The organism is Halomonas smyrnensis AAD6 (genome assembly GCF_000265245.1).
Classification (GTDB): Bacteria; Pseudomonadota; Gammaproteobacteria; order Pseudomonadales; family Halomonadaceae; genus Halomonas; species Halomonas smyrnensis.
The window spans coordinates 37,438-63,424 of record NZ_AJKS02000008.1; the positions used below are offsets into that span (position 1 = coordinate 37,438).

Genomic DNA, 25,987 nt, shown 5'->3' on the forward strand with positions numbered 1-25,987 from the left:
TGGTGAAGTGTCGCCGAGTCGGGTTATTCGGCGGCCTTCTGGGCGCTCTCGCCGGCGCTCTGCAGGGCCTGGCCGATGCGATCCAGGGCGTTGGACGCGCCTTCCTGGGTGGTTTCCCAGGCGCTGGCCGCGCCTTCCTGGGTGTCGGCCCAGGCGCTGCGCATGCTCTCGCGGGCCTCGTTCCACCAGCCGTCGGTGTATTCGGGCTGGTCGCGCAGGCTGGCGGCGTCGAGGCTCAGGGTGACGCGGTATTCGATGTCCTCGATGCGCTCGCCGTGATGGGTCTCGACCTTGAACTGGTCGGCCTCGACCACGTACTGCTTCTCGTTGAGGTCGAGCAGGCTGCCGGAGTCGATCACCAGGGCGCGCAGGCGCATGTCGTCGTCCAGCAGCACGTCTTCCACCTCGCCGATCGACCGCTCGGAATCCGCCTGGGTGTAGACGTCGGCATCGAGCAGCTCATCGGCGGAGTACAGGCCCTGAGGGGCGGCCGATGCGGTGGCACTGACGGTCAGGCCGGCGGCGAGCAGGGCGGCGGTGATGCTCGTCTGGCGAAGGGAATCGCGGGTCATGGCGTCTCTCCTTGAGTCGGTGTCCATCGCGTCGTCATGTGTCGACGACACCCATTAGTGTCGTCTGATGTCCATGAGTTTCAACTCGTTGTGTAACAATGTGTGAGACAAGCACTTTTACCCGGTCGTGGCCGGGGTGTTATATCTGCGGGAGCGGCTGACCGGGAGGATCGACGATGCGGATGCGATGGATGACCATGGGGCTCGCCATGGTCCTGGGGAGCGGACCGGCGCAGGCCGCGGAGCCGCTGGAGACGGTGGTGACCATCGGCATGCTCGGCGACGTCGCCGAGCGGGTCGGTGGCGAGTGCGTCGAGGTCACGGCGCTGATGGGGCCGGGGGTGGACCCGCACCTGTTCCAGGCCAGCGCCCGGGACGTGGCGATCCTGCAGCGTGCCGAGACCATCCTCTATTCCGGCTATGCGCTGGAGGGCCGGCTCGGCGACGTGCTGGAACGCTTCGCCGAGATCACGCCCACCGTGGCGGTCTCGCCGGCCGCCATCGGCGAAGACGCGCTGATCCGGGTGCAGGATGCCTACGGCATCGATCCTCACCTGTGGATGGACGTGTCGCTGTGGGCGCAGACCCTGCCGGTGCTGGCCGAGACCTTCGCCGAGGCACGCCCCGAGTGCGCGGCGACGATGCGGGCCAACGCCGAGGCCTATGGCCGCGAGCTCGCCGCCCTGCACGACTGGATCGCGGCGAGCGTGGCCTCCATTCCCGAGGCGCAGCGCATCCTGGTGACCGCCCATGACGCCTTCCACTACTACGGCCGCGCCTACGGCATCGAGGTCGCCGGCATCCAGGGCATCAGCACCGAGACCGAGACCGGCGTGGCCGATATCCGCGCCATGGCGGACGCGGTGGTCGAGCGCGCGGTGCCGGCGGTGTTCGTCGAGAGCACCATCAATCCCCGCACCGTCCAGGCGGTGATCGACGCCGCCCGCCAACGCGGCCAGGCGGTGACGGTCGGCGCCCAGCTGTATGCCGACGCCATGGGCGAGGCGGGGACCGCCGAGGGCACCTACATCGGCATGCTCCATGCCAACACCCGGCACATCGTCGAGGCGCTGGGCGGCACGCCGGCACCGCTGCCCGAGGCGCTGGCCGACTGGGCCGCCCGCTGGGAGATCCCCGAGGCCTGATCCGTCCGTCCCGCCACGCATCCCACGCATCAGAAAGGCACGCCATGACCCTACCGCTGCATGAACCGGATCTCGCCCTGCACGTCGAGGACCTGACGGTCAGCTACCACAGCAAGCCGGTGCTGTGGGACATCGACTTCGACGTCCCGCCCGGGGTGATGGCCGGCATCGTCGGCCCCAACGGCGCCGGCAAGAGCACGCTGATCAAGAGCGTGCTGGGGCTCGTGCCCACGGTGGCCGGCCATGTGCGCCTGTTCGGCCTGCCCTACAGGTCGCATCGCCGCCGGGTGGGCTACGTGCCGCAGCGCTCCAGCGTCGACTGGGATTTCCCCACCACCGCCCTGGACGTGGTCACCATGGGGCTCTACGGCCGACTGGGCTGGCTGCGACGGCCGGGGCGGCGCGAGCGCGACGAGGCCATGGCGGCGCTGGAGCAGGTCGGCATGGCCGATCTCGCCGGGCGCCAGATCAGCCAGCTCTCCGGCGGCCAGCAGCAGCGGGTGTTCCTGGCCCGGGCGCTGGTCCAGCAGGCCGACGTCTATTTTCTCGACGAGCCCATGGCCGGGGTCGACGCCACCACCGAGCGCGCCATCGTCGACATCCTTCGCCGCCTGCGCGACCAGGGCAAGACGCTGATCGTGGTGCACCATGACCTGCAGACGGTGCGCAGCTACTTCGACTGGCTGCTGCTGCTCAACGTGCGGGTCATCGCCCAGGGGCCGGTGCGCGAGGTCTATACTGCCGACAACCTGCGCCGCGCCTACGGCGGCCAGATCGCGCTGCTCGACGAGGCCGGCAGGCTGGCCGGGGAGGGCGACGCCTCGTGATGGCCTCGCTGCTGAGCCTGTTGAACGACTACACCCTGCAGAACGTCATGGCCGGCGCCGCCCTGCTGGGGCTGATCAGCGGCGTGCTGGGCAGCTTCGCGGTGCTGCGCCGCCAGAGCCTGCTCGGCGACACCATGTCCCACGCGGCGCTGCCCGGGGTCTGTCTGGGCTTCATCATCGCCGGCGGGCGTCACATGGGCAGCATCCTGGTCGGCGCGCTGGTCACCGGTGCCCTGGCGGCGCTGACGATGCTGCTGCTGACGCGCCTCAGCCGGCTCAAGACCGACGCCGCCCTGGGCATCGCGCTGAGCGTCTTCTTCGCCCTCGGGGTGGTGCTGCTGACCCATATCCAGGGCACGCACAACGCCTCCCAGGGCGGCCTCGACGCCTTCCTGTTCGGTCAGGCGGCGGCCACCCTGCGCGCCGACGTGTGGATCATGGCCGGCATCACCGCGATCGCCCTGACGCTGGTGGCGGTGCTGTGGAAGGAGTTCAAGCTGGTGACCTTCGATGCCGAGTTCGCCGCCTCCCAGGGGATGCCGGTGGTCTGGCTCGAGGCGCTGCTGACGATGATGGTCGCGCTCGCCGTGGTGGTCGGCCTGCAGATGGTCGGCGTGGTGCTGATGGCGGCCATGATCATCGCCCCGGCGGTGGCGGCCCGGCAGTGGAGCCGGCGTCTCGAGAGCATGGTGACGCTTGCCGCGCTGATCGGCGTGGCCGGCGGCGTGCTGGGCGCCTTGCTCAGCGCCCTGTCGCGGGGCCTGGCCACCGGCCCGCTGATCATCCTCAGCGTTTCCGCCGTGGTGCTGCTGTCGCTCGCCCTGGCCCCGGGCCGCGGCCTGGTGTGGGAGGCGCTGCGGCTGTGGCGGGGGCGTCGGCGCCTGCGCCAGCAGCAGGTGCTGACCACCCTCTACGGGCTCGCCGCCCGCCACGAGGATCCGGTGTTCCGCTCCGAGCAGGGGCTGATCGACAGCTATCACGGGCTGCGCACCCGTACCGCGCTGCGCAAGCTCGAGCGCCGTGGCCTGGTCGAGTGGGGCGAGGCGCCGCCGGGGGAGCCGGGGCCGTCGCGGCGCTGGCTGCTGACGCCGGCGGGGCGTGCCGAGGCCGAGCGGGTGCTGGCCTCGCTGCACGAGGAGGGCGCCTGATGCTGGCCGCGCTGTTCGACAATCCCGCGGCGATGATCATGCTGGTGGGCGCCCTGGTGGGCATCGCCTCGACCCTGGTGGGCACCTTCCTGGTGCTGCGTGGCAACAGCATGCTCTCGGACGCCATCGGCCATGCCATCGTGTTCGGCATCGTCATCGTGTGGCTGGCGACGCATCAGCAGAGCGGCCCGCTGCAGATCCTCGGCGCCGCGCTGACGGGGCTGCTCACGGTGGTGCTCACCGAGCTCTTGGTCAGCACCCGGCGGGTCAAGCAGGACGCCGCCATCGGCCTGGTGTTCCCGGTGCTGTTCTCGATCGGCGTGCTGCTGCTCAACCTGTATGCCCGGGACGTGCACATCGACACCCATACCGTGCTGCTCGGCGAGATCGGCTTCGTGTGGCTCGATACCGTCACCCTGGGCGAGTATCGGGTGCCCCAGGCGCTGCTTTCCATGGGCGCCATGACGCTGCTCAACGCCGCCTTCGTCGGCGTCTTCTTCAAGGAACTCAAGCTGGCCACCTTCGACGAGGGGCTGGCCCGGGCCCTGGGGCTGGCGCCGGGGCTCTTGTTCCATGGCCTGCTGCTGCTGACCAGCGGCACCGCGGTGGCGGCCTTCGACGCCGTGGGGGCGGTGCTGTTCGTGGCCTTCGTCATCGTGCCGCCGGCCACCGCCTACCTGCTCACCGACCGGCTGTGGCTGATGTTCGTCTACGGCATGCTGGTATCGATCCTGTCCAGCGTCTCGGGCTATGCCCTGGCGGTGGCCTGGGACGTCTCGATCGGCGGCATGATGGCGGTGATGACCGGCGCGTTCCTGCTGCTGGCCTTCCTGGTCGGCCCGCGCTATGGGGTGATCGCCCAGTGGCTGCGGCGCCGCGGGCAGCGGCGCCTCAACGAGATTCGCACCCTGGCCGTGCACCTCTACAACCACGAGGGCAGCCCCGAGCAGCACGAGGAGAACGTCACCCGGGCGCTGCGCGAGCACCTGCTGTGGGACGATGCCAAGGCACGCCGGGTGGTGGCGCGCAGCCGCGAACAGGCGCTGATCGAACGCAACGGCGAGGCGCTGCACCTGACCCCGGGCGGCCGCGAGCTGGCCCGGGAGATCCTCGAGCCGGGGCGTCGGGCCGCGGACGGCCAGGGGTAGGCGGCGCTCAGGCCTCGCCCGGCGGGAGGGGATCGACCGAGACGGCGCGCCAGACGGGGCTCGGCGTGGCGCCGTCGCCCTCGAGGTCGGCGCAGGTGTCGAGGCGCATTTCAATGGCCGTGCACGGGCGTTCAGGGGCTGGCCGTCGTGCGCGAGGCGCTAGCCGCCGAACGGCGAGGGGGAGGTGGTGGGGGCGCCCTCGAGCAGCGGCGGCGCGTCGGGTGACCGGGCGCCGGCCACGAACAGTGAAAGCCCCAGCATCAGGATGAGGGCGCCGCCTGCGAAGCCAACGACTCGCAGGCAGCGCGCCAGGTTCATGCTGCTCGCCGAGCGCTGCAGGCGGCGCTCGGCCCAGCCGCGAGCCATCACGCTGGCCAGGGCCAGCGCCGAGACCGTCAGGGCGGTGCCGGCGGCCATGGCCAGCACCGCCAGCACGCCGCTCCAGTAGTGCCCCAGCAGCGAGGCGGCGCCGACCAGCAGCACGCTGCCGCTGCAGGGACGGATGCCGATCGAGGCCACCACGGCCAGGGCGCCACGCCAGTCCGTGGCCTGTTGGGGCGTCAGATGGTGGGCGCAGTCACACTCGTGCGGGTCGTGGTCGTGGTCGTGGTCGTGGTCGTGGTCGTGGGAGCCCGGCGTGCGCCGGTGGCCGGCCAGGGCCCGCCAGCACAGCCAGATCCCCAGTGCCACGACGAGCAGGTAGCTGGCCTGCTCCAGCCATATCACCGAGCCCATGGCCTGGCGGGTCAGCCAGCCCAGGCCATGAACCAGCACCGTGACCAGGCCGATGGCCACCAGGGCCTGCAGCAGAGAGGCCAGGCACGAGAGCAGCAGGGCCCGGCGCAGCGCGCCGCCCTGGCTGAGCAGGTAGGTGCCGAGCACCGCCTTGCCATGGCCCGGGCCGGCGGCGTGGAAGACGCCATAGCCGAAGCTGAGGCCCAGCAGGCCGAGCCAGGCGGCCGATGTCGGCGCAGCGTCCAGGGCCGCGATCGCCTCCGTCAGGGCGCGATGCAGGTCGCGCTGCCAGGCGACCAGCCGCAGGCTGGCCTCCTGGCCGAAGGTGCTCCAGGCCACCGCCAGCAGCCCCAGGGTGATGCCACCGATCAACAGGGGGGCCAGCCATCGCAGGCGCCGCTGCATCTTGTGGGCGGGATTCATGGACGATCGCATCGTATTTCTCCCGTTTCGGCGAAGAAGCGGCCGAGGCCCTCCTGGGCTTGCTCGCCGCGATCCAGGCTGGCCGCCTCGGCGACCTTCGCGGGATCGGGATCGGCGGCGATGATCCGGGTGCTGCAGCCGGCTCTCGTGACCGTCAAGGCGTCCGGCCTGGGCGTCTCGGCGTCCGCCTCGTGCACGACCTCGAGGTAGTAGGTCGGGTCATAGATGCGATAGCGCATCGGCGCCTCCTCCAGCCGCAGGGGCGTGGACAGGGGCAGTCGGAACATCAGCTCGACGCGACCGTCGCGCGCCAGGGTGGTGAAGTCATCGACCTCCCCGAGCGCGATCGGCCGGTCGGCCTGGGTCACGTGGGTGAAGTAGTGCTTCGGGGCCAGGGTGTGGCGGATCTCCACGCCGAGCTGGTCGAGGCGCGCCGCCATCGGTTCATCGCCCTGGGCGGCGCCGAGTTCTTCCAGCACCAGCTGGCTGTAGAACGGGTCGAGCCGCCAGCGCTGCTGAAGGGCCACGGCATGCCCCTGGTCATTCGTCATCACCTTCACCGAGACGTCCACCCAGCCGTGAGGATGCGCGACGCCCGTCAGGGGAAAACATGCCAGGGCAAAGGCCAGCATCGAGGCGATCCGCTGTCGCCAGCGTTCGCGCCATCGGCGCGGTCGGGGCTTGATAGGGTTCATAGTCGTCGCATTCCCCACATGAAATAGGCGCCGCCGATCAGCGAGGCGACCAGGCCGGCAGGAATCTCCTGCGGGAACAGTAACTGGCGACCCAGCCAGTCGGCCAGCACCATCAGCAGCGCGCCGGTCAGGGCGGCGCCGGCGAGATGCGCCCGGGCGCGGGTGAAGCCCATCAGTCGCGCCATGTGAGGCGCCAGCAGGCCGACGAAGGACAGCGGTCCGACCACCAGGGTGGCGGCGGCGGTCAGCAGGGCGACCAGCAGCAGCAGGCTGAGTCGCGCCCGGCGCAGGTCGATGCCGAGCGCGGCGGCGGTGGCGCCGCCCAGCGGCAGGATGTCCAGCCAGCGGGCCAGCGGCGCGGCGGCCAGCGCCAGCAGCGCGGCCGCGCCGGCCACGGTCACGGCGCTCGTCGCATCGACGTAGTAGGTGGAGCCGGAGAGCCAGGCGATGACCTGCTGGCCGCGGGGGTCGCCGCCGGCCAGCACCACGGCCTTGATCGCCTCGAACAGTGCGGTGATCGCGACCCCGGTGAGCAGCAGCCGCTCGGGCTGGAAGCCGCTCCTGCGGTTGACCGCCACCAGCACCGCCAGCGAGACGAGCGCGCCCAGCACCCCGGCGCCAACCAGCGTCAGGTTGCCGGGCGAGGGCAGCAGGAAGATGGCGCCCATCAGGGCGATGGCGCTGCCGCCGCTGATGCCGAGGATCTCGGGGCTGGCCATGGGGTTGGCGGTGAGGCGCTGGATCAGGGTGCCGGCGACGGCCAGCATCAGCCCGCAGCCCGAGGCGGCGAGCAGCCGCGGCCAGCGCCACTCGAGCAGGCCGGCATCGAGGGGCGAGGCCCACTGCCAGCCGTCGGCGCCCTGACCGGCGAGTGCGGCCACCACGGCCATCGCGACCAGGGCGAGGGACAGCCCGACGATCAGCCTTCTCGGCGCGGGGTGACGCACGCGAGACGTGGCGGCGTGGCGCGGCGGCGCCGAGCCGTTGAGGCGCAGGCGCGGGATCAGCCACAGCAGCAGCGGCGCGCCCAGGGCGGCGGTGGTGGCGCCGGTGGGAATCAGCGTCGGCAGGGTGCCGGCGTAGCGCTGCAGCAGCTGGTCGGTGGTGGCCAGCAGCAGGGCGCCGAGCAGCGTCGACCACAGCAGCCGCGTGCCCAGCCGGCGGGCGCCGGCCAGGCGCACGATGTTGGGCGCCGCCAGGCCGATGAAGCCGACGATGCCGACGGTGCTGACCACGCAGCCGGTGAGGAACACCGCCAGGCCGAGCCCGGCCAGACGCAGCCACTTGAGCGACACGCCGAGGCTTCTGGCGCCGGCCTCGTCGAGCTCCAGCACCGCCAGCGGGCGCAGCAGCCAGAAGGCGCCGAGGACGCCCAGCGCCAGGCGCGGCGCCAGGAAGGCGGCGTCGCTCCAGCCGTTCTGGGCCAGCGAGCCGGCGCCCCAGATCAGCAGGCCCTTGAGCGCCTCCTGATGAAACAGCAGCAGCACCATGGCCAAGGCGCCGAAGTAGAGGTTGACCACCAGCCCGCCGAGCACCACCACCACCGGTGAAAGCCCACGACGCCAGGCCAGCGCGAACACCAGCCCCATGGCCAGTCCGCCGCCGGCCAGCGCCACCCATTCGCGGCCCAGGGCGAGCAGCCCCGGGGCCAGCAGGCTGGCGGCCATCAGCGCCAGGTTGGCGCCGCTGGCCACGCCCAGGGTGGTCGGCGCCGCCAGCGGGTTGCGCAGCACCTGCTGCATCAGCACCCCGGCCAGCGCCAGGCCGCCGCCGGCCATCAATGCCATGGCCAGCCGCGGCCACCAGGCGAAGTGCAGCACCAGGGCGTCGGCGGAGTCATCCAGGATCGTCACCAGCGACGACAGCCCGGCCACGAGCCCCGTGCTCGACGCCAGATGGGCCACGGCCAACCCCGCGGTGAGCAGGCCCAGCAGCAGGCAGGCGCGGCCCGGCGTCAGCCGGCGTGACGGGAGGGCGTGGGCAGGCGCATCAGCGGACATCGTCGTTCTCCAGGGCGGTCACCAGCTGCTCGGCGAAGCGCTGGGCGGAGGGCAGGGCGCCGAAGCTCCATACCGGCGGCAGGATCAGCGGCTCGCCGCGGCTGCGTTCGACCAGCCGCCGCCACAGGCCACTGTCGGCCAGGGTCTCGCGCACGCCGGCCGGATAGGGTTCGACCACCACCAGCCGGGCGTCGAGGCCGGCCAGGGCCTCGATGCCGACCAGCGAGAAGCCCCAGGCGTTGGTGACGCCGGTCCAGGCGTTCTTGAGCCCCAGGCGGTCGAGCACCGCCTGGTAGAGGCCGTTGTCGCCGAACACCCGCACGTGGCGGGCGTCCATGAATTGCACGACCAGCAGCGGCGGGGCGTCGTCGCCGAGGCGCTGCTCGAGGCGCATCAGGCGCGACTCGGTGTCCTCGATCAGCCGCTCGCCGGCCTCGGGCCGTTCGACGATGTCGGCGACGCGGCGCGTCAGCTCGCGCATCTCCGTCCAGGTGTCCCGGCCGGGGGTATAGAGCGCCAGGGTGTCCACCGGGGCGATCGCCTCGAGGCGCGGGGCGAGGTTGGCGAACATCGGCGAGATCAGGATGCGTTCGGGATCGAGGTCCGCCAGCAGCTCCAGGTTGGGCTGGGAGCGCAGGCCGAGGTCGATCACCGCGTCCGGCAGCGCCGGCTCGCCCACCCAGGCGTGATAGGCGTCGAGCTGGGCCATCGCCGCGGGCGGCGCCTCGAGGGCGGCCAGGGTCTCGGCCAGGGTCCAGTCGAGAGTCGCCAGGCGCGGTGATTCCAGATGTGGCGAGTCGGCCAGCGCCGGCAGGGCGATGAAGAGCGTGAGCAGCATGACGAGCGGGCCGGCGAGCCAGCGGCGGGCCCGTCGACGAAGGCGGCGCGGAGGAGACAAGCGGAACTCCATGAACGAGTGGCGAGCGAGTGATGGAATCAGTGGGCGATGGCGACCCGGTGCTCGCCGACGGGATGGTGCATCACGTGCATGGGGATGCCGTAGATCGCTTCCAGGGTGTCGCCGGTCATCAGGTCGGCCGGCGTGCCCTGGGCCAGCACTCGGCCGCCGTGCAGCGCCACCAGGCGGTCGCAGTAGCGCGAGGCCATGTTGATATCGTGCAGCACGATGATCACGCCCAGGCCCAGCTCCTGGGAGAGCCGGCGGGTCAGGGCCAGCACCTCGACCTGGTGGGCGATGTCCAGCGCCGCCAGCGGTTCGTCGAGCAGCAGGAAGCGGCTGCCCTGGGCCAGCAGCATGGCGAGCCACACCCGCTGGCGCTCGCCGCCGGAGAGGGTATCCACCAGGCGGTCGGCGAAGGCCTCGGTATGGGTCAGGGCGATGGCGCGCTCGACCTGCTGGCGGTCCTCGCGGGTATGGCGACCCAGCAGGCCGCGCCAGGGATAGCGGCCGAAGGCGATCAGCTCGCGGCAGGTCAGGGTCTCGGCGCTGGGCAGATGCTGGGGCAGGTAGGCCACCTGTCGGGCGAACTCGCGGTGGCCCCAGTCACCGAGCGGCCGGTCGTCGAAGCGGATGACGCCCTGGCTGGCGGGTTGCTGCTGGGCCAGCAGCTTGAGCAGCGTCGACTTGCCGGAGCCATTGTGGCCGATCAGACCGTGGACCTGGCCTTCCTCGAAGCGAAGATCGGTGGGGTGCAGCAGGCGTTTGCCGTTGACCTCGAAGGTCGCGGCCTGGGCATCGAACATGGTGGGCTCCGTGGATCGTCGGCGGCGCGAGGCCTCGCGGTCAGGGCGAAGGCGCGCGCACCCGCGTGAGAGTACTCTTGATACGAATGGTTATCAAATCTCCGTGATAGGCATATCCTATATGCTAGTGGTTTTCATTTAGGTTTATCGGGCGTAGGCTGAGGTCGTGGTCGCGGTGTTCAACTTTCGTCGCTCCACGACTCTCTTGCCTCTCTCGAAAAGGAGCCGCCGTCATGCCGCATGCGTTGCCCGAACTGCCCTACGCCTATGACGCTCTCGAGCCGCATCTCGATGCCCTGACCATGGAGATCCACCATTCGCGGCATCACCAGACCTACGTCAACAACCTCAACGCCGCCCTGGAAGGCACCGGCCTCGAGGAACTGCCGGTGGAGGCGCTGATCGCCGATATCGACCGGGTGCCCGCCGACAAGCGCCAGGCGGTGATCAACAACGGCGGCGGCCACGCCAATCACTCGCTGTTCTGGCGGGTGATGTCGCCCGAGGGCGGCGGGGCGCCGAGCGGGCGGGTGGCGGCGGCCATCGAGCGCGAGCTGGGCGGCGTCGAGGCCTTCCGGCAGGCCTTCACCCAGGCCGCCCTGACGCGCTTCGGCAGCGGCTGGGCCTGGCTCAGTGTGACCCCGCAGGGCGCGCTGGTGGTGGAGAGCACCGCCAACCAGGACAGCCCGCTGATGCACGGCAACACGCCGGTGCTGGGCCTCGACGTGTGGGAGCACGCCTACTACCTCAAGTACTGGAACAAGCGCCCCGATTACATCGCCGCCTTCTACGAGGTGGTCGACTGGGACGAGGTCGAGCGGCGCTATCTCGCCGCCGTCGGCTGAGGGCGCCTCGCGATTCCCTGCAGGCTGGCGGGACAGCCTCGCGACGACGGGGTATGGTAGCCGTCTGATCGTGACCGCCGGGCCTGCCAGGGCCCGGCGGTCTTTCGTCGCGTACAGGGAAGACCGCCACAGGGAGAGCCCCCATGTCGAATATGAGGAGCTTCGAGGCGCTGGGCCGCCTGCTCCGCTATGCCCGCGGGCACCGGCGCCGGATCGTCGCCGCCACCGTCTGCTCGATCATCAACAAGCTGTTCGATATCGCCCCGGAGATCCTGATCGGGGTGGCCATCGACGTGGTGGTCAACCAGGAGGACAGCTTCGTCGCCGGGCTGGGCTTCACCACCGCCCGGGAGCAGATCCTGATCCTCGGGGTGCTGACCTTCTTCATCTGGGCCGGCGAGTCGCTGTTCGAGTATCTCTATCAGATCCTGTGGCGCAACCTGGCCCAGCGGCTCCAGGCCGAGCTTCGCCAGGACGCCTACGAGCACGTCCAGCGCCTGGACATGGGCTTCTTCGAGTCGCGAAGTTCCGGGCAGCTGGTGGCGACCATGAACGACGACGTCAACCAGCTCGAGCGCTTCCTCGACGGCGGCGCCAATTCGATGATCCAGGTCGGCGTCACCGTGGTGGCGGTGGGGGCGGTGTTCTTCGTGCTCTCGCCCCTGATCGCGCTGCTGGCCTTCACGCCGATCCCGCTGATCGTGTGGGGCGCCTTCTACTTCCAGCGCAAGGCCGGGCCACTCTACGCCGAGGTGCGCGAGCGGGTCGGCGAGCTCTCCAGCCGGCTGGCCAATAACCTGGCGGGCATCGCCACCATCAAGAGCTTCACCGCCGAGGCGCGCGAGGCCGAGCGCCTCAAGGCCGCCAGCGAGGCCTACGTGCAGGCCAACCGCCGCGCGATCCGCATCAGCTCGGCGTTCATTCCGGTGATCCGCATGGCGATCCTCACCGGCTTTCTGGCCACCTTCACGGTGGGCGGCATGATGGCGCTGAGCGGCGAGCTCAACGTCGGCGCCTACGGGGTGCTGGTGTTCCTCACCCAGCGGCTGCTGTGGCCGCTGACCGGGCTGGCCCAGGTGATCGACCTGTTCGAGCGCGCCATGGCCAGCACCCGGCGCATCCTCGACCTGCTGGCCACGCCGATCCGGGTGCGCGACGACGCCGGCCAGGCGCTGGCGGAGCCGGTGCGCGGCGAGGTGCGCTTCGAGGGCGTGGCCTTCCGTTACGGCGAGTCCGGCGCCGGGGTCGAGGGCATCGATCTGGCGGTGCCGGCGGGCCACACCCTGGCGCTGGTGGGCGCCACCGGCTCCGGCAAGTCGACGCTGATCAAGCTGCTGCTGCGCTTCGTCGAGCCGGCCGCGGGCCGGGTGAGCGTCGACGGCCAGCCGCTGGACGAGGTGACGCTGGCCTCGCTGCGCCGATCGATCGGCCTGGTCAGCCAGGACGTCTACCTGTTCGAGGGCACGATCCGCGACAACATCGCCTACGGCAAGCCCGATGCCACCGACGCCGAGATCGTCGAGGCGGCGCGCACCGCCGAGGCCTGGGACTTCATCCAGGCGCTGCCCGAGGGCCTCGACACCGCGGTGGGCGAGCGCGGCGTGCGCCTCTCCGGCGGCCAGCGACAGCGGCTGTCGCTGGCCCGGGCGCTGCTCAAGAATCCGCCGATCCTGGTGCTCGACGAGGCCACCAGCGCGGTGGACAACGAGACCGAGGCCGCCATCCAGCGCTCCCTGCGCCGGATCGGCCACGGCCGCACGGTGATCATGATCGCCCATCGGCTGTCGACCATCGTCCACGCCGACGAGATCGCGGTGATCGAGGCGGGCCGGGTGGCCGAGCGCGGCACCCACGCCGAGCTCTTGGCCCGCGACGGCCGCTACGCCGCCCAGTGGCGGGTGCAGACCGGCGAGCTCGAGGCGGCGGCGCTGCCGTAGCGCGGGGAGGGCGTCGCCTGCTCGCGCAGGCGCTCCCCAACGGAAGATGCCCCGGCGGCCATGGTGGCCGCCGGGGCATTTTTGTGGTCGTCGTGGAAGGCGTCAGACGTCGAGCGACCAGGTCAGGCGGAAGGTGCGGCCCTGGCCGTTGAGGTCCCACAGCGAGGAGGCGCCGTAGGCCTCGTAGAAGATCGCCGCGCGCTGCCCCCAGGTGGTGGTGTACTGCTCGTCGAGCAGGTTGTTCACGCCCAGGCTGAAGGTGCCGACGCCGGTGGCCTGACTGAGGCTGGTGTCGACGGTGGTGAAGCCATCGAGCGCGTTGCCGTCCGCGTCGTCGATGTCGAAGGTGCGGTTGACCTGGAGCATGGCGCGGGTGTCGTCGTCGGCCCAGTTGGCGAAGGCCACCGCCTTGGGCATGCTGGCCTCGGTGACGCTGGCATCGAGCCACTCGCCGTCCTGCTCGACCTCGGAGCGCGACCAGTGGAAGGAGGTGCCGACATCGACGTGCCGGCCGAGGTAGCGCTGGACCTTGCCCTCGATGCCGTAGGTGCGCACGTCGCGGTCGATGGTGGTGGTGCCGATCTCCAGGCCGCCGTCGCTGTACACGTAGTCGAGCGCCTTGTCGGACCAGCTGTAGTAGGCCGCGATCTGGGTGTTCCAGTCTGCCGCGTTCATGCGCCAGCCGGCCTCGACCTGCTGGGTCTTGATCCCGTCGACGGGGTTGTCGGAGATGTCGAAGCTCACGTTGCGGTACGACTTGGCGATGTCGGGGATCTCGAAGCCCTGGGAGTAGGCCAGCCAGGCCTGGTGGCCGTTGTGGAAGTCGTAGAGGGCCTTGGCATTGAACAGCGAGACGTCGTAGTCGTTGCTGCCGCCGTCGTTGCCGCCCTGGGGCTCGACCTCGACGTCGGTCTGCTCGACGCGCACGCCGCCGGACAGCAGCAGGGCGTCGGTGGCCTGGTACTCGGCCTGGGCGAAGCCGGCCAGGGTGTCGGCCTGGAAGGACGGGTAGTACGGATCCAGGGTGTCGACCTTGTCCAGCGTGCGCCCGCCATCGTCGGAGACCAGGGTGAAGCGCCGCGAGTCGAAGGTCTCGTGGCTGAAGTCGATGCCGTAGGTCAGGGACAGTGGAGCGGCGAGCTGGGCCGAGAACATGGCCTTGGCGCCGGAGAGGTCGGTGTTCTGCTCGGAGACCGTAAAGGCGTTGCCGCCGCCCGGGAAGGGATTGAAGACCGATGACTCCTCGCGATGGAAGGCCTGGAAGTAGAACTGCTGGCCCAGCAGCGCGTCGTGGCGGTAGTTGGCGTTGAACAGGGTGCGGTCGGTCTCCGGGTCGATGTCGGACGCGTAGCCGTCGCGGACCTCGCTGCCCTGGATCTGCTCCGTGTAGCTGCTGCCCGTGTTGTAGTCGGGATAGACGAGGCCCTTGTCGCCCTCGAAGCGCGAGCGGTATTTCTGCGCCAGGAGATCGAGGTGCTGGTGCTCGGTGAGCGCCACGTCGAGCGAGCCCATCACGTCGATGGTGCGGTTGCCCTGCAGGCCCGACTGAGCGATGTCCGGCTTGATGATCTCGCCGTCGCCGTCGTAGAACCAGCCGTTCTCCTGCACCGCGGCGGAGACGCGGCCGTTGACGCGCTCGTTGCCGAAGGCCATCGCCTGGGCGGCACGCTTCTGCAGGTCATTCGAGTCGTTGAAGCCGGTGGCCAGCCCGACCTCGCTTTCCAGATGGGGCCCGCCGGGTTCGCCGTCCTTGGTGATGATGTTGATGATCCCGCCCGTGGCGCCGCCGCCGTAGAGGCTGCTGGCGCCCGACAGCACCTCGATGCGCTCGATGTTGAACGGGTCGATGGCATCGAACTGGCGCGACAGGCTGCGCGAGCCGTTCATCGACACGCCGTCGATCATCACCAGGGCATCGCGGCCGCGGAAGTTCTGAGCGTAGTTGGTGCGATTCGTCGAGGAGCCGATGTCGAAGCCGGGGATCAGCTTGCCCAGCGCCGATTTCAGCGATTGTCCGGTGTTCAGCTGATCCTGGAGCTGCTGATGCTCCACGACCCAGACGGCGCCGGGGACCTCGCTGATGGACTGGGGCGAACGGGAGCCCACGACCACCATGGTGTCCTGTGGCGTCTGGGCGAGGGCATGCAGGGGCGCGACCGAAGACGCGATGGCTGCGGTGAGCAGGGCCTTTTTCATTGTCGTTTCCTGGAAAGAGGAGCGTGATTTTTTGGCAGGAGGAGCCTACGCAAGATCGGAGTGAATATCAATGAGATTGATTTCTATTAAATGGCTTGTCGCGTCGATGCGGCCAGGGGAGCCTCCCAACGAGGGAGCCATTCAGGATAGCCATATGATGCAAATAGTAATCTTTTTTATTAGCATGGATACCAAGCCCTCTGACGAGATCCTGCCCAATGCCCTTTCCTATCTCGGCGTCTACCGGCCGCCTCGCGCTGCGGCGCCGTCGCGGCTGCGCAGGACACGAAAGGTAACGACATGATGATCTGGTTGACCCTGGCCGAGTGTGTGGCCGGTTTCGCGGGGCTGGCGCTGGGTTCCGAGCGTGTCCGGCGTCGACTCGGGTGGAAGCTGCCGCATCGGCGTGGCGCGAGTGCCAGGCTGGCGGGCATCGTGCTGCTGCTGGTGGCCGCCGTGGAGGCGATGGGCCGGCAGGGCCTCGTTGTGGGGCTGGTGAGCTGGTGTGGCCAGCTGAGCCTGGGGGCGGGCGCGATCTCCCTGCTGCTGATCGCACGGGAGCGCATGCTCTCGCGGCGAGCGATGCCGCGTCGAGCGCGGCCAGGCGCGGGCTAGGCGCCGCGTTCGTCGTCCTCAGGCAAGCGCCCCGGGCCGCCGGGCGGCCCGGGGGCGTGGTTCATGGCCTTGCTTGTCTTCACCTGCCTTGTCTTCCTTTACGTCTGTCGCGAGGACCGCGCCTCGCGATAGGTGCTGCTCTGCCAGCGGGCGCCGCCGCCCAGGGTCAGATCGCGCCAGGCGCCGGGAGGGCCTGAACGCAACACGCCACCGACAGACGTCGGTGGCGTGAACATGCGGCATCGAGGCGGTTTAGAAGTCGTAGCTGACGGTCGCCTTCACGCTGCGCTCGGCGCCGAAGTAGCAGCGAGACTCGCTGTAACAGGCTCCGATATATTCCTTGTCGAACAGATTGTTGACGTTCAGCTGGGCGGTCACGCCGTTCAGGCCGACCTGGGAGAGATCGTACTTGAGGGAGGCATCCACCAGCGTGTAGTCCGGGACCTCGAGCGTATTGGATTCGTTGGCCCAGCTGTCGCCAATGTAGCGCACCCCAAGGCCCGTGGTCAGACCCGATAGCGCCCCTTCCTGGAACCGATAGGAGCCCCAGACGGAGGCCATGTGTTCCGGTGTCGCCACCGGTGTCTTGCCCTCGTTGCCTTCCTCGGACTCCCGAATCTCCACGTCCGTGTAGGTGTAGCTCGCCCGAACGGCCAGGTCTTCGGTGATGTGCTTGTCGGCCTCGAGTTCCAGGCCGCGAGATCGTGTGCTGCCGACGGCGCGATAGGCCTGAGTCTCCTGGATGTAGTTGGCCGTGTTGTCCTGGTCGATCTGGAACACGGCGATGCTGTACTGGTCGCTGGTCCCATTGGGCTGATACTTCAGTCCGAGCTCGACCTGTTCGGCATCGGAGGGCTCGATCAGGTCGCCGCTCTCGTCGACGTTGCTGCTCGGGCTGAACGACTCGGAGTAACTGATATACGGTGAGAGGCCGTTGTCGAACTGGTACAGCAGCGCCGCGCGGCCGCTGAAGCTTTCATCGTCGAGCTGCTGTTGGCTCGTCGTGCCAGAGATGAGGTTTTCGCTCTCGTTCTCTATGTCGACCCAGTCGTAGCGCCCGCCGAGAGTGAGTCGCCACTGACCGAGAGCGATCTGGTCCTGCAGGTAGACGCCGGTCTGCTCCAGCTCGCGGTCGTTGTCACTGAAGGGGACAATGGTCCCGTCGCTGCCGTACGTCGGGTTGAACGGATTGATAGAAGAAAAGCCGTCGCCGTAGCCGTAGTCGGAGCCGTCAGTCGTCCACTCGGCGTCGGTGTCACGATGCTGGTAGTCCAGCCCCGTCAGCACGGTGTGCTGGGTATCGCCGAGATCGAAGTCGGCGATCAGCTGGTTGTCGACCGCCAGGGCGCTGAGCTCCTCGTCGGCGCCGAAGTAGGTCCGGCCAAGCTCATCGCCACTCCAGATGCCCGTGTTATAGACCTGCCCGTAGTCGACATCGCTGTGGATGTAACGCAGGTTCTGGCGTCCGGTCCAGGTGTCGTTGAAACGGTGCTCGAGCTGATAGCCGACCATGGCCTGCTCGCGATCGAACGTTTCGTAATCTTCCTCACCGTCATAGAAGCTGTTGGAAATCCGCTTGCCGTTATGGCTGTAGAGGGTGCCGTCGGCCGGCAGCCCGCCGTAGTAGCCTCCCTCCGGGTCCTTCTGCAGATACGCCATCAGCGTCAACGAGGTAGAGTCGCCGATATCGAGGGCCAGAGACGGCGCGATGGCATATCGCTCGTTCTCGACGTGATCCCACTGGCTGTCGGCATCCTTGACCAGACCGACCACCCGGTAGGCGGCGCGCCCCGAGTCTCCTATCTGGCCGCCGATATCGAATCCGGCGCCGAGGTGTCCCTGAGTGCCGACGCTCGCCTGCACCTGACGGTGCGAGGTGAACTGGGGCAGCTTGCTGGTCAAGGCCACCAGCCCGCCGGGCGCGGCGCGGCCGTAGAGCACCGAAGAGGGCCCCTTGACCACCTCGATGCTCTCCAGGAAATACGGGTCGATCTGGAAGATGCTGTAGGTGCCCTTGTCGTTCAGCAGTTTCAGGCCGTCCAGATACTGGTTGTCAGTGCTGTCGCTACCGAAGCCGCGAAGCTTGATCGCATCGTAACGCCCCCCCGTGGCGCCGTACTGGCCGGTAAAGACGCCCGCGGTATAGCGGGTGGCTTCCTGGACCGATTCCGATCCCTGTTCGCGAATCTCTTCCTGAGTGATCAGCGAGACGGACTGCGGCGTCTCGTTGAACGGCGTCTCGGTCTTGGTCGCCGCCTGGGCGGTGACGGTCACGGTGGAGAGGTTCTCGCTGTTCTGAGACGCGTTCTGGGCCTGGGCGGAGAGAGCGACGCCGGCGGCGGCGAGGGCGATGGCCTGCGCCAGGGGACGTGGGGTCGGCATGCAGAAGTTCCTGTGGCGATTATATGACTCATTAACTAATGAGAATTATTGCTTTTTGGTTCGCCGGTTGAGGTATGCGCAGTGCTCAATGCTCTATGCGCAGCGATCAGCAGGCTTTCGTCAAGGAACTCGGCGGCACGCCGTAGCGGCGGCGGAAGGCGGTGGCGAAGTTGCTGGCGTGGCGATAGCCGCAGAAGTGGGCGGCCTGCTGCACGCTGAAGCCGCGACTCAGGTAGTCGTGGGCGAGGCCCAGTCGGCAGTCGCGCAGGTAGTCGAAGACGCTCACGCCGAAGGCCGCGCGGAACTTGCGGCGCAGGCTGGCCGGGCTCATGGCGGCGAGCTCGGCCAGCGCCTCCAGGCGATGCTCGGCGGCGGGATCCTGCTCGAGGGCGGTGCGCACGCGCTCGAGCCGCTGGCGCTCTCGCGGCGCCAGGCGCGTCGACTCGTCCGCGTCGGCCGGGGGATCGTTCCGGGCGGGAGGCTGCGGCAGGCCGTGGGCCAGCAGCTGCAGCCCCAGGCCTTCGAGCAGCAGCCTCTGGGCCGGGGCGGGCAGCGGTGTGGCCATCGCCTGTTCGAGCCCCTGCAGCAGCGCGCTCGGCGGGCGCCAGGCGTGCATCCGCGAGCCGCCATGGTCGGGCAGCGCCGGGCCCAGCTCGGCCAGGCGTGACTCGCTGAGGCCCAGGGTCAGGGCTCGCAGGCGCTGGCCGGCGGGCTGGGTGGCGTGCAGGCCGTGGCGCGCATCGAGGCGCAGGCTCAGCGCCATGCCCGGGGTCAGCGTCAGGGTGCGATCCTCGAGGCTGACCTCGGCGCGGCCCTCCAGCATGACCACGATCGACAGCGGTGAGGGTGCGTGGGAGTGGGAATCGTAGCGGTGCAGCACTTCCACGTCGGAGGTCACCAGTTCCATGCCCTGGCCCAGCGACAGCTCGCGCACCACGCCACGCATCACCGGTTCCTCCTCGCGGGAGACGAGTGCCGGCACCCGGTAGTCGATGCCGTAGCGCCGCCCGTAGGCCTGCAGGTCGCGGGCGGTGTGCTGGCGCACGCCGGACGCGGCGCTCATGGGGCGGTCCGTTCTACCGTCGCCGTCTGTGCCGTCTGTGCCGTCTGTGCGGCCTTCGTGGCCTTGGCCTTGCGCCGGCACTCCAGCGGGCAGTTGGCGCAGTAGCCGAGGTCGTCGAGCAGGTAGCGAATGCAGCAGGTCTTCGGCATGCGGGTCGGCGCCTCGGGGTCGGCCGGCACCACGTGGCGCACCGCCTGATAGAGCGGGTTGCGGCGCCCGTCGGGCAGGTGGCGGGTCGAGATCAGCGCCAGGCCGGGCTCGGCCGCGGCCGGGGAGCCCATGGGGTGGTCGGCCATGGCGCCGGCGAAGTAGTCGACATAGCTGCCGGCGTTGCTCCAGAACACCTTGGGCGAGGCGCCGGACACCTTGGCCAGGGTCTCGATCAGCGGGATCAGGTGGCCGTCGAGCAGGGTGGCGAAGCGGCCGAGGCCGTCGAGCTCGGCGAGCGGTCGGCCGGCGTGGCGCAGGCTGAAGCCGGCGGTCTGGCCCTCGGGCGTCTGGACCACATGCAGCTCGTCGACCCCCAGCGGCAGGTCGCGTTCCAGCAGCAGGTTGGTCGCCAGGTCGTGCGCGGCCAGGCCGGCGAAGTGCCACTTGGACCACAGCGAGGCCACCGCCCGGCGGTCGCCGTGGCCGTACTGGGCGCCGTAGCGTTCGAGCAGTGCCTCCAGGTAGGCCGGGTCGAGCAGGTGGCTGGCGGCGATGACGTCGTCGCCCGGCGTCGCCTCGATGCGAGGCGGCGTCAGGAAGTCGAGGGGGCCGCGATAGAGCTGTGACAGCGCGAGGGTCATGGCGCATTCACCGGAAGAAGCGTGGGGCCATGGTAGATCAAATGGGAATCGTTATCAAAGATCGCTTCTTCGTGAGGCGCGTCAGGCCATGGCGGGCATCAGCCGGTCGCGACAGTGGACGATGGCCTGCTTGACGTAGCGGCCCGCCATGCGCTCCGAGACGCCGAGCCGGCGGCCGATCTCGGCCTGGGGCACCCCTTCCAGGCGATGCCAGACCAGCGCCTGGCGCAGGCGCGGCGGCAGGCCCGCCATGGTGCGCGCAAGGCCGCGGCGGCACAGCCGGCGCTCGGCGGCCGCCTCGGGGTCTGAGGGAACCACGGCGTAGGGGCAGGCCAGGCAGGGAAGGTCGTCGTCCTCCAGCGGCCGGTCGGCGGGGCGCGCCTGGCTGCGGCGATGATGGTCGATGAGCAGGTTGCGGGCGATGCGGAACAGGTAGGCGCGGGGCTGTTCCAGTCGCGTGCCGGAAGCGCCTCGGCCGGATGGCTGTTGACCGAGACGCAGGAACACCTCCTGGCACAGATCGTCGGCCAGGTCGGGGCAGGGCAGCTGGTGACGGAGAAAGGCGGTGATGTCCCGAGCGTGGGCGCGGAAGAGGGTATCGAGGGTCGTGGCATCCATTCGTGAAACGCTCCGTTCGTTGTGCCGGAGCGGTGATTCTATTCAATAATAATTATCATTATCAAATATAATCGCCCGGGAGCGGGCCCCCGGGCGAAGTGTGCACTCGCCGACGCCATGACGGGCATGGCGTCGGCGAACCGAGCGATCAGCTCGGCGTGGCCTCGGTCTCCTCGCGCGCTCGCTCGCGATCTGCCTCACGCGCCGCGGCGGCGGGGCGGTAGGCGGCGATCGGGTTGTCGAGGGTGCCGGCGAACTGCAGGTTCTTGGCCGGGTTGGCCAGGTCGATCATCTGCTGGTGGTTGTTGAGCTGCAGCCGGTTCAGGCAGGAGCGGGTGAACTCCGGCGCGAACAGGTCGTGGCGGGTGAATTTGTCGGCGAACTCGGGGTGATCCCGCTGGTAGTCGATCACGCAGTCGGCCACCAGCGCCCAGAAGCGCGACTCGCTGATGCCGCCCTGTTCGACGAGGATCGCCGACATTAAGCGCAGGAAGCAGTCGAAGACGTCGGTGAAGATCGACAGCACCTTGAGCGGCTCCGGCACGTCCACGGCGATGCGGGCGATGGCCTCGGGCAGCTCGGCATCGACGTTCATGATGCCGATCTCCTCGGCGATGTCCTTCATGATCGCGCGCACCGGCACGCCGTCCTCGAGCTGCAGGATCAGGTTCTCGCCGTGGGGCATGAACACCAGGTCATAGGCGAAGAAGCAGTGCAGCAGCGGGCGGAAGTAGGCCCGCAGGTAGCGCGACAGCCAGTCCTCGGTAGTGAGGCCCGAGCGCGCGATCAGCCGTGGCAGCAGCGCCTGCTCATCGCCGTCGACGTGGAGCAGCGCGGCCATGGTCATCAGCCGCTGGCCGTCCTGCTGGTAGTGCTCCGGGCTCTCGCGCCACAGGCAGGCGAGCATCTTCTTGTAGGCACTGTAGGTGTCGAAGGCCGGCTCGACGGCGTCGCGGCGAAAGCCGATGGCGGCCTCCTCGCGCAGCACCGTGAAGCCCTGGGCGCGGAGCTCCGGGTCGCCGTCGACCAGGCGCTTGATCCAGTCGTTGATCGCCGGCGTGGCGCGCATGTAGCTCGGCGAGAGGCCGCGCATGAAGCCCATGTTGAGGATCGACAGCGCGGTCTTCACGTAGCGCCGGCTCGGCCGGCTGGTATTGAACCAGGTGCGGATCGACTGCTGGGCGCGGTACTGGTCGCTGCCGTAGCCCAGGCAGACGATGCGCTGGCGGGCCACCTCGCCGGCGAAGGTGATGGCCAGCTTGTGGAACCACTGCCACGGATGCGCCGGCATCAGCAGGTAGTCGGCGGGATCGAGCCCGCGGGCCTCGAGGCGGCGGTGGAAGTCGTGAAGCGTCGCCTCGCCGAGTTCGTCGCGCAGCAGGGCCTCGTACTCGAGCCCCTCGATGGCGCTGTAGTGGGCGTCCTCGCGGTGCACGGCGAGCCACACCAGGGTGATCGGTGCGGCGGCCTCCGGGGCGTAGGCGTGATAGTCCACGGCGTCGAAGCCCATGCGGCCGTTGTTGGCCACGAACACCGGATGGCCCTCGGTCATGGCGGCCTCCAGGGTCTGGAAGTCGGCGTCGACCAGGCCGGCGGCGTCCGGGCGGGTGCCGTCGAGCTTGTAGGCGCCGCCGAACAGGGTGCTGGCCACCTCCTCCAGATAGAGCGGCAGCATCGCCTCGCCGATGCCGAGCGGGCCGCGGAACTCGAGGATGAACTGCTGGGCGTCGAGCTCGGCGGGGGCGCCGTCGACGCGCTTCTCCAGCGAGTCGAGCTCGATCGACCAGTGATCCAGCGCCCGGCGCCGGGCGCGGAAGCGGTACTCGACGTTGCCCTCGGGGGCGCTCAGCCGATAGTCGGCGGCCTCGTCGTCGCCCGCCGTGCCGGCGTTCACGGCTTCGGGGGCCAGCAGTCGCTCATGGCCGAATTCGGCGATCGCCTTGCGGATCAGCCAGCGGTTGGCCCGGGCCCAGAGCTCGGGGCGCAGGTGGCCGGCGGCGCGGGCCGGGTCGGCGGCGAGGGCCGGATCCAGGCGCGGGTTCTGCCGGCTCACCGCCGCGGCGAAGCCCTGGCGGTCGCAGAAGGCCAGATGGGCGGTCTTGTCCTCGAGCGCGACCTCGCGGTCGTAGACGAAGCCGACCCGGCGGTTGAGCGGATGGATTCGGCGGTTATTGACGTCCGGCTCCACCACGATGCGACGCGTCGCTGGATCCTCGAACATGAAGGCCAGGATGGCGGTGATCACCTGGGTGCTGAAGCCGGGCAGCGGCGTCTCGGCCGGGGCCACCAGGAAGTGCATGCCGCGGTCGCCCTCGGCCACGTCATAGTGGCGGCCGATGGGGTCGTGGCGCGGGTCGTAGCACTCGACCAGGAAGGCCGGCCGGCCGTCGAACAGCCCCAGGTAGCCCTGGGCGTGCTCGCTCTCCTGGAGCTCGCGATAGAAGGCCTGCACGCGCTCCGGCGAGTGGCCCTGCATGCCCCAGAAATGGGCCCGCGGCGCGGTGACCCACTCGTGGATCAGCGCCAGGTCCTCGGGCAGGTGCAGCGGGCGCAGCGAGAAGGTGCTGAGCCCCTGGGCGTGGCGCGAATAGAGGGGCTGGGTGGTCGGCGTCGGTTGGAACAGGGTCATGGATCAGGTCCTTGCAGAAACGGAATCGGAGGGGGCGGCCGCGCGCGTCTCGGCGCCGGCCAGCAGCCGCCGGTAGGCCAGGGCGCACAGCGCCAGGCCCGTCGCGGCGACGAGGAAGGGAGCGGTCAGCCCGAAGGCCTCGACCAGGCGGCCGGCGCCCCAGGAGGCGACGAGCACGCCGAGGCCCTGGAAGACGTGGACCTTGCTGAAGTCGCTGGCGTAGCGGTCGGGCGTGCTGAGCTGGAACAGGCGCAGCTCCAGGCGCACGGTGATGCGGAACAGCGCCCAGCCGAACAGCACCCGGCCGGCCAGGATGGCGGTGACCTCGCCGCTGGCCTGCAGCAGCAGGCCGACGAGGCCGATGGCCAGCGGCAGCAGGATGGCCTGGCCGGCGGGGCGGCGCGCGAGCAGGTCGATCGCCAGCAGGGCCACCGCCACGGCGCCGGGGATGGCGAACACCGCGCCCGCCAGCACCTCGCCGGAGAGCCCGGAGGCCAGCTCCCAGTAGCGGGCGAAGAACGGCCGCGCCAGGTAGGCGCTGAAGTAGAACAGCAGCATCACCAGGCCCAGGCGCAGGATGGCGCCGCTGGAGGCCGGCCCCCGCTCGGTGGCCGGTGCCGCATGCGGCGCGCGGCCGCGGCGGATCAGCCAGGCGCAGACCGCGACCTGCAGGGCGTCGCCCAGCGCCATCACGCGGAATACCTGGGCCGCGGCCCAGTGCTCCAGCACCAGGCCGCCGACCATGGCGCCGAGGATGCCGCCGGCGTGCACGACGACCGAGAGGGTGCCGATCAGGGTCGCGTGGCGATCCTGGGGCTCGAAGTGCATCAGGTAGGGGTAGACCAGCAGGTAGCTGGCCTTGGCCACCAGCATCGCCAGCGACAGGCCCCAGAACCACGGCAGCGAGGTGACCACGGCGCAGGCGAGGCTGAGCCCGCCCGCCACCAGCTGGGTGACCAGCAGCAGCGGCAGGGTGCCGACCCGGCGTGCCAGGCGCGCCCAGGCGGGCAGCGCCACCAGCACCACCAGGCAGCTCATCGCCAGGTAGGCGCCGACGTGGGACGGGTCCGTCACGCCGAAGCGCGCGTCGAAGAACTGCGGGTAGAAGGGCAGTAGCATGGCATCGCTGATCACCGCCACCGCGGTCACCGCCACCAGCCAGGGCGTCGGGGTCATGCGGGCTCCGCTTGCTCGGGTTCGAAGACCGCCTCGTCGGGCGCGCCGAAGCGCTGATAGGCGATGCGTCGTTCCACCGGGTAGATCTCCTTCCCGGTCATCGCGCGGATCAGGCAGGCGTTGCGATAGGGGCCCATGCCCAGGTCCGGGGCCGCCAGGCTGTGGGTATGCAGCTCGGCGTTCTGCACGAACAGCCGGCCCTCGCCGCCGTCGATGTCGTAGAAGCGGCCCACCGCGAAGCGCCCGGCCTCGTCGAAGGCGATGCGCGAGGCGATCGGCGCCAGGAAGTCCGGCATGTGGTAGCGGTAGCCGGTGGCCATGACCAGCGCCTGGGTGCGATGGCGATAGTGGCGCTGCTGCTCGGTGTGCCATAGGGTCAGGTCGTACTCGCCGCGCTCGGCATCGAAACGGCAGGTCTCGAGCTGGGCGTTGGTGAACAGCGACGAGCGCACCTCGCCGACCAGCTCCTTGGCGTAGCGCAGGTCGTAGATGTCGTTGATCAGGTCCTCGTTGATGCCCTTGTAGAGGCCCTTCTGTTCCCGCGTCAGCGCGTTGCGCGTCGCCTCGGGCAGGGCATGGAAGTAGTCGATGTAGTCCGGCGAGGTCATCTCCAGGGTCAGCTTGGCGTACTCCAGCGGGAAGAAGCGCGGCGAGCGGGTGATCCAGTCGAGCCGGTAGCCGAAGCGGTCGATGTCGGCGAGCAGGTCGCGGTAGATCTCGGCCGCGCTCTGGCCGCTGCCGACCACGGTGATCGCCGGCTGGCGCTGCAGCTCGGCCTTGCGCTGGAGGTACTCGCCGGAGTGCATCGGCCGCGGCTCGACGTCGCGGCAGCCCTCGGGCAGCCAGGGCGTGGTACCGGTGCCGAGCACCAGATGGCGGGCCAGGTACTCGCGCGCCTCGCCGCTGCCGGTGTCGCGGCAGCTCACGCGGTAGAGGCCGCTGGCGTCCTCGAACTCCACCCGCTCCACCTCGGTGGAGAAGCGCACGCTGTCGAGCTGTTCCACCGCCCACTGGCAGTAGCGGTTGTACTCGTTGCGCAGCAGGAAGAAGCTCTCGCGGATATAGAAGTTGTAGAGCCGGCCCTGCTGCTTCAGGTAGTTGAGCACGCTGAAGCGGCTGGTGGGGTCGGCCATGGTCACCAGATCGGCGAGGAAGGGCGTCTGCAGGGTGGCGTCCTCCAGCAGCATGCCCGGGTGCCAGTCGAAGCCGTCGCGGCGCTCGAGGAACAGCCCGTCGAGCTCCTCGATGGGGTCGGCCAGGCAGGCCAGCCCCAGGTTGAAGGGCCCGAGGCCGATGGCGATGAAGTCGTGAACGTGCTGGGTCATGGACAGGTCTCGT

Annotated in this window: 21 protein-coding genes; 7 read left to right on the top strand and 14 right to left on the bottom strand. The window is 69.6% G+C overall.

Going from position 1 to position 25,987, the window contains the following annotated elements; all coding sequences use genetic code 11:
* Positions 1–23: 23 nt before the first annotated feature.
* Positions 24–572 (bottom strand): PRC-barrel domain-containing protein, encoded by a 549-nt coding sequence (locus UYS_RS0210495; protein ID WP_016855464.1) that lies wholly within the window; start codon positions 570–572, stop codon positions 24–26.
* A gap of 176 nt (positions 573–748) precedes the next feature.
* On the opposite strand from UYS_RS0210495, the gene UYS_RS0210500 reads away from it, so the two are divergent.
* From UYS_RS0210500 to UYS_RS0210515, 4 genes are read left to right on the top strand one after another with little or no spacing between them, the layout of a single operon-like run.
* Complete coding sequence (locus UYS_RS0210500; RefSeq protein WP_026068486.1) at positions 749–1,717, top strand: metal ABC transporter solute-binding protein, Zn/Mn family; 969 nt, start codon at positions 749–751, stop codon at positions 1,715–1,717.
* A gap of 44 nt (positions 1,718–1,761) precedes the next feature.
* The gene (locus tag UYS_RS17285; RefSeq protein WP_016855466.1) at positions 1,762–2,544 is read left to right on the top strand and encodes a metal ABC transporter ATP-binding protein; all 783 of its coding nucleotides are present in this window, start codon (positions 1,762–1,764) and stop codon (positions 2,542–2,544) included.
* Complete coding sequence (locus UYS_RS0210510) at positions 2,544–3,692, top strand: metal ABC transporter permease (protein ID WP_016855467.1); 1,149 nt, start codon at positions 2,544–2,546, stop codon at positions 3,690–3,692. Before UYS_RS17285 ends, UYS_RS0210510 begins: the two co-directional genes overlap by 1 nt.
* A complete protein-coding gene (locus UYS_RS0210515; protein WP_016855468.1) occupies positions 3,692–4,840 on the top strand; it encodes a metal ABC transporter permease in 1,149 nt (382 codons plus the stop codon). Before UYS_RS0210510 ends, UYS_RS0210515 begins: the two co-directional genes overlap by 1 nt.
* 159 nt (positions 4,841–4,999) lie before the next feature.
* On the opposite strand, the gene UYS_RS0210525 is transcribed toward UYS_RS0210515, so the two are convergent.
* From UYS_RS0210525 to UYS_RS0210545, 5 genes are all read right to left on the bottom strand, one after another.
* Positions 5,000–5,998 carry a nickel/cobalt transporter gene (locus UYS_RS0210525; RefSeq protein ID WP_016855470.1) on the bottom strand — a complete coding sequence of 333 codons (999 nt, stop codon included), beginning with the start codon at positions 5,996–5,998 and terminating at the stop codon, positions 5,000–5,002.
* A complete protein-coding gene (locus tag UYS_RS0210530; RefSeq protein WP_016855471.1) occupies positions 5,995–6,630 on the bottom strand; it encodes a DUF1007 family protein in 636 nt (211 codons plus the stop codon). Before UYS_RS0210530 ends, UYS_RS0210525 begins: the two co-directional genes overlap by 4 nt.
* 59 nt (positions 6,631–6,689) lie before the next feature.
* Positions 6,690–8,693 (bottom strand): Fe(3+)-hydroxamate ABC transporter permease FhuB, encoded by a 2,004-nt coding sequence (gene fhuB, locus UYS_RS0210535; RefSeq protein WP_016855472.1) that lies wholly within the window; start codon positions 8,691–8,693, stop codon positions 6,690–6,692.
* Positions 8,683–9,531, bottom strand: coding sequence for an ABC transporter substrate-binding protein (locus UYS_RS17290; protein WP_156821599.1), 849 nt, complete (start codon positions 9,529–9,531; stop codon positions 8,683–8,685). Before UYS_RS17290 ends, fhuB begins: the two co-directional genes overlap by 11 nt.
* Positions 9,532–9,629: 98 nt before the next feature.
* On the bottom strand, positions 9,630–10,397 hold the full coding sequence (locus UYS_RS0210545) for an ATP-binding cassette domain-containing protein (protein ID WP_016855474.1): 768 nt from the start codon (positions 10,395–10,397) through the stop codon (positions 9,630–9,632).
* Positions 10,398–10,630: 233 nt separating this feature from the next.
* On the opposite strand from UYS_RS0210545, the gene UYS_RS0210550 reads away from it, so the two are divergent.
* Both UYS_RS0210550 and UYS_RS0210555 read left to right on the top strand, forming a co-directional pair.
* Positions 10,631–11,242 carry a superoxide dismutase gene (locus UYS_RS0210550; protein WP_016855475.1) on the top strand — a complete coding sequence of 204 codons (612 nt, stop codon included), beginning with the start codon at positions 10,631–10,633 and terminating at the stop codon, positions 11,240–11,242.
* A gap of 143 nt (positions 11,243–11,385) precedes the next feature.
* Complete coding sequence (locus tag UYS_RS0210555) at positions 11,386–13,179, top strand: ABC transporter ATP-binding protein (protein WP_016855476.1); 1,794 nt, start codon at positions 11,386–11,388, stop codon at positions 13,177–13,179.
* 102 nt (positions 13,180–13,281) lie between these two features.
* Here UYS_RS0210555 and UYS_RS0210560 read toward each other — a convergent pair whose 3' ends face one another.
* Positions 13,282–15,375 carry a TonB-dependent receptor gene (locus tag UYS_RS0210560; protein ID WP_016855477.1) on the bottom strand — a complete coding sequence of 698 codons (2,094 nt, stop codon included), beginning with the start codon at positions 15,373–15,375 and terminating at the stop codon, positions 13,282–13,284.
* 300 nt (positions 15,376–15,675) lie between these two features.
* On the opposite strand from UYS_RS0210560, the gene UYS_RS17295 reads away from it, so the two are divergent.
* Positions 15,676–15,990, top strand: a complete 315-nt coding sequence (locus UYS_RS17295; RefSeq protein WP_016855478.1) for a DUF3325 family protein — start codon at positions 15,676–15,678, stop codon at positions 15,988–15,990.
* Between the two features lie 252 nt (positions 15,991–16,242).
* Here UYS_RS17295 and UYS_RS0210570 read toward each other — a convergent pair whose 3' ends face one another.
* The 7 genes from UYS_RS0210570 to UYS_RS0210600 form a co-directional block, all read right to left on the bottom strand.
* On the bottom strand, positions 16,243–18,372 hold the full coding sequence (locus UYS_RS0210570) for a TonB-dependent siderophore receptor (RefSeq protein WP_016855479.1): 2,130 nt from the start codon (positions 18,370–18,372) through the stop codon (positions 16,243–16,245).
* Between the two features lie 106 nt (positions 18,373–18,478).
* Positions 18,479–19,435, bottom strand: coding sequence for an AraC family transcriptional regulator (locus UYS_RS0210575; RefSeq protein WP_016855480.1), 957 nt, complete (start codon positions 19,433–19,435; stop codon positions 18,479–18,481).
* Positions 19,432–20,226, bottom strand: a complete 795-nt coding sequence (gene fhuF, locus UYS_RS0210580; protein WP_016855481.1) for a siderophore-iron reductase FhuF — start codon at positions 20,224–20,226, stop codon at positions 19,432–19,434. The genes UYS_RS0210575 and fhuF overlap by 4 nt, the downstream gene beginning before the upstream one ends.
* 81 nt (positions 20,227–20,307) lie before the next feature.
* Positions 20,308–20,844, bottom strand: a complete 537-nt coding sequence (locus tag UYS_RS0210585) for an RNA polymerase sigma factor (protein WP_016855482.1) — start codon at positions 20,842–20,844, stop codon at positions 20,308–20,310.
* A 148-nt stretch (positions 20,845–20,992) separates the two neighbouring features.
* Positions 20,993–23,473, bottom strand: a complete 2,481-nt coding sequence (locus tag UYS_RS0210590) for a GNAT family N-acetyltransferase (protein ID WP_016855483.1) — start codon at positions 23,471–23,473, stop codon at positions 20,993–20,995.
* Positions 23,474–23,476: 3 nt separating this feature from the next.
* Entirely contained in the window at positions 23,477–24,649 is a 1,173-nt protein-coding gene (locus UYS_RS0210595; protein ID WP_016855484.1) for an MFS transporter, read from the bottom strand.
* Complete coding sequence (locus tag UYS_RS0210600; protein ID WP_016855485.1) at positions 24,646–25,974, bottom strand: lysine N(6)-hydroxylase/L-ornithine N(5)-oxygenase family protein; 1,329 nt, start codon at positions 25,972–25,974, stop codon at positions 24,646–24,648. The genes UYS_RS0210595 and UYS_RS0210600 overlap by 4 nt, the downstream gene beginning before the upstream one ends.
* Between the last annotated feature and the right edge of the window lie 13 nt (positions 25,975–25,987).

Excerpts from the sequence above, each read along its gene's own strand:
- UYS_RS0210495 (WP_016855464.1), bottom strand. The coding sequence starts at position 572 with ATGACCCGCGATTCCCTTCGCCAGACGAGCATCACCGCCGCCCTGCTC.
- UYS_RS0210500 (WP_026068486.1), top strand. The coding sequence starts at position 749 with ATGCGGATGCGATGGATGACCATGGGGCTCGCCATGGTCCTGGGGAGC.
- UYS_RS17285 (WP_016855466.1), top strand. The coding sequence starts at position 1,762 with ATGACCCTACCGCTGCATGAACCGGATCTCGCCCTGCACGTCGAGGAC.
- UYS_RS0210510 (WP_016855467.1), top strand. The coding sequence starts at position 2,544 with ATGGCCTCGCTGCTGAGCCTGTTGAACGACTACACCCTGCAGAACGTC.
- UYS_RS0210515 (WP_016855468.1), top strand. The coding sequence starts at position 3,692 with ATGCTGGCCGCGCTGTTCGACAATCCCGCGGCGATGATCATGCTGGTG.
- UYS_RS0210525 (WP_016855470.1), bottom strand. The coding sequence starts at position 5,998 with ATGAATCCCGCCCACAAGATGCAGCGGCGCCTGCGATGGCTGGCCCCC.
- UYS_RS0210530 (WP_016855471.1), bottom strand. The coding sequence starts at position 6,630 with ATGCTGGCCTTTGCCCTGGCATGTTTTCCCCTGACGGGCGTCGCGCAT.
- fhuB (WP_016855472.1), bottom strand. The coding sequence starts at position 8,693 with ATGTCCGCTGATGCGCCTGCCCACGCCCTCCCGTCACGCCGGCTGACG.
- UYS_RS17290 (WP_156821599.1), bottom strand. The coding sequence starts at position 9,531 with ATGCTGCTCACGCTCTTCATCGCCCTGCCGGCGCTGGCCGACTCGCCA.
- UYS_RS0210545 (WP_016855474.1), bottom strand. The coding sequence starts at position 10,397 with ATGTTCGATGCCCAGGCCGCGACCTTCGAGGTCAACGGCAAACGCCTG.
- UYS_RS0210550 (WP_016855475.1), top strand. The coding sequence starts at position 10,631 with ATGCCGCATGCGTTGCCCGAACTGCCCTACGCCTATGACGCTCTCGAG.
- UYS_RS0210555 (WP_016855476.1), top strand. The coding sequence starts at position 11,386 with ATGTCGAATATGAGGAGCTTCGAGGCGCTGGGCCGCCTGCTCCGCTAT.
- UYS_RS0210560 (WP_016855477.1), bottom strand. The coding sequence starts at position 15,375 with ATGAAAAAGGCCCTGCTCACCGCAGCCATCGCGTCTTCGGTCGCGCCC.
- UYS_RS17295 (WP_016855478.1), top strand. The coding sequence starts at position 15,676 with ATGATGATCTGGTTGACCCTGGCCGAGTGTGTGGCCGGTTTCGCGGGG.
- UYS_RS0210570 (WP_016855479.1), bottom strand. The coding sequence starts at position 18,372 with ATGCCGACCCCACGTCCCCTGGCGCAGGCCATCGCCCTCGCCGCCGCC.
- UYS_RS0210575 (WP_016855480.1), bottom strand. The coding sequence starts at position 19,435 with ATGAGCGCCGCGTCCGGCGTGCGCCAGCACACCGCCCGCGACCTGCAG.
- fhuF (WP_016855481.1), bottom strand. The coding sequence starts at position 20,226 with ATGACCCTCGCGCTGTCACAGCTCTATCGCGGCCCCCTCGACTTCCTG.
- UYS_RS0210585 (WP_016855482.1), bottom strand. The coding sequence starts at position 20,844 with ATGGATGCCACGACCCTCGATACCCTCTTCCGCGCCCACGCTCGGGAC.
- UYS_RS0210590 (WP_016855483.1), bottom strand. The coding sequence starts at position 23,473 with ATGACCCTGTTCCAACCGACGCCGACCACCCAGCCCCTCTATTCGCGC.
- UYS_RS0210595 (WP_016855484.1), bottom strand. The coding sequence starts at position 24,649 with ATGACCCCGACGCCCTGGCTGGTGGCGGTGACCGCGGTGGCGGTGATC.
- UYS_RS0210600 (WP_016855485.1), bottom strand. The coding sequence starts at position 25,974 with ATGACCCAGCACGTTCACGACTTCATCGCCATCGGCCTCGGGCCCTTC.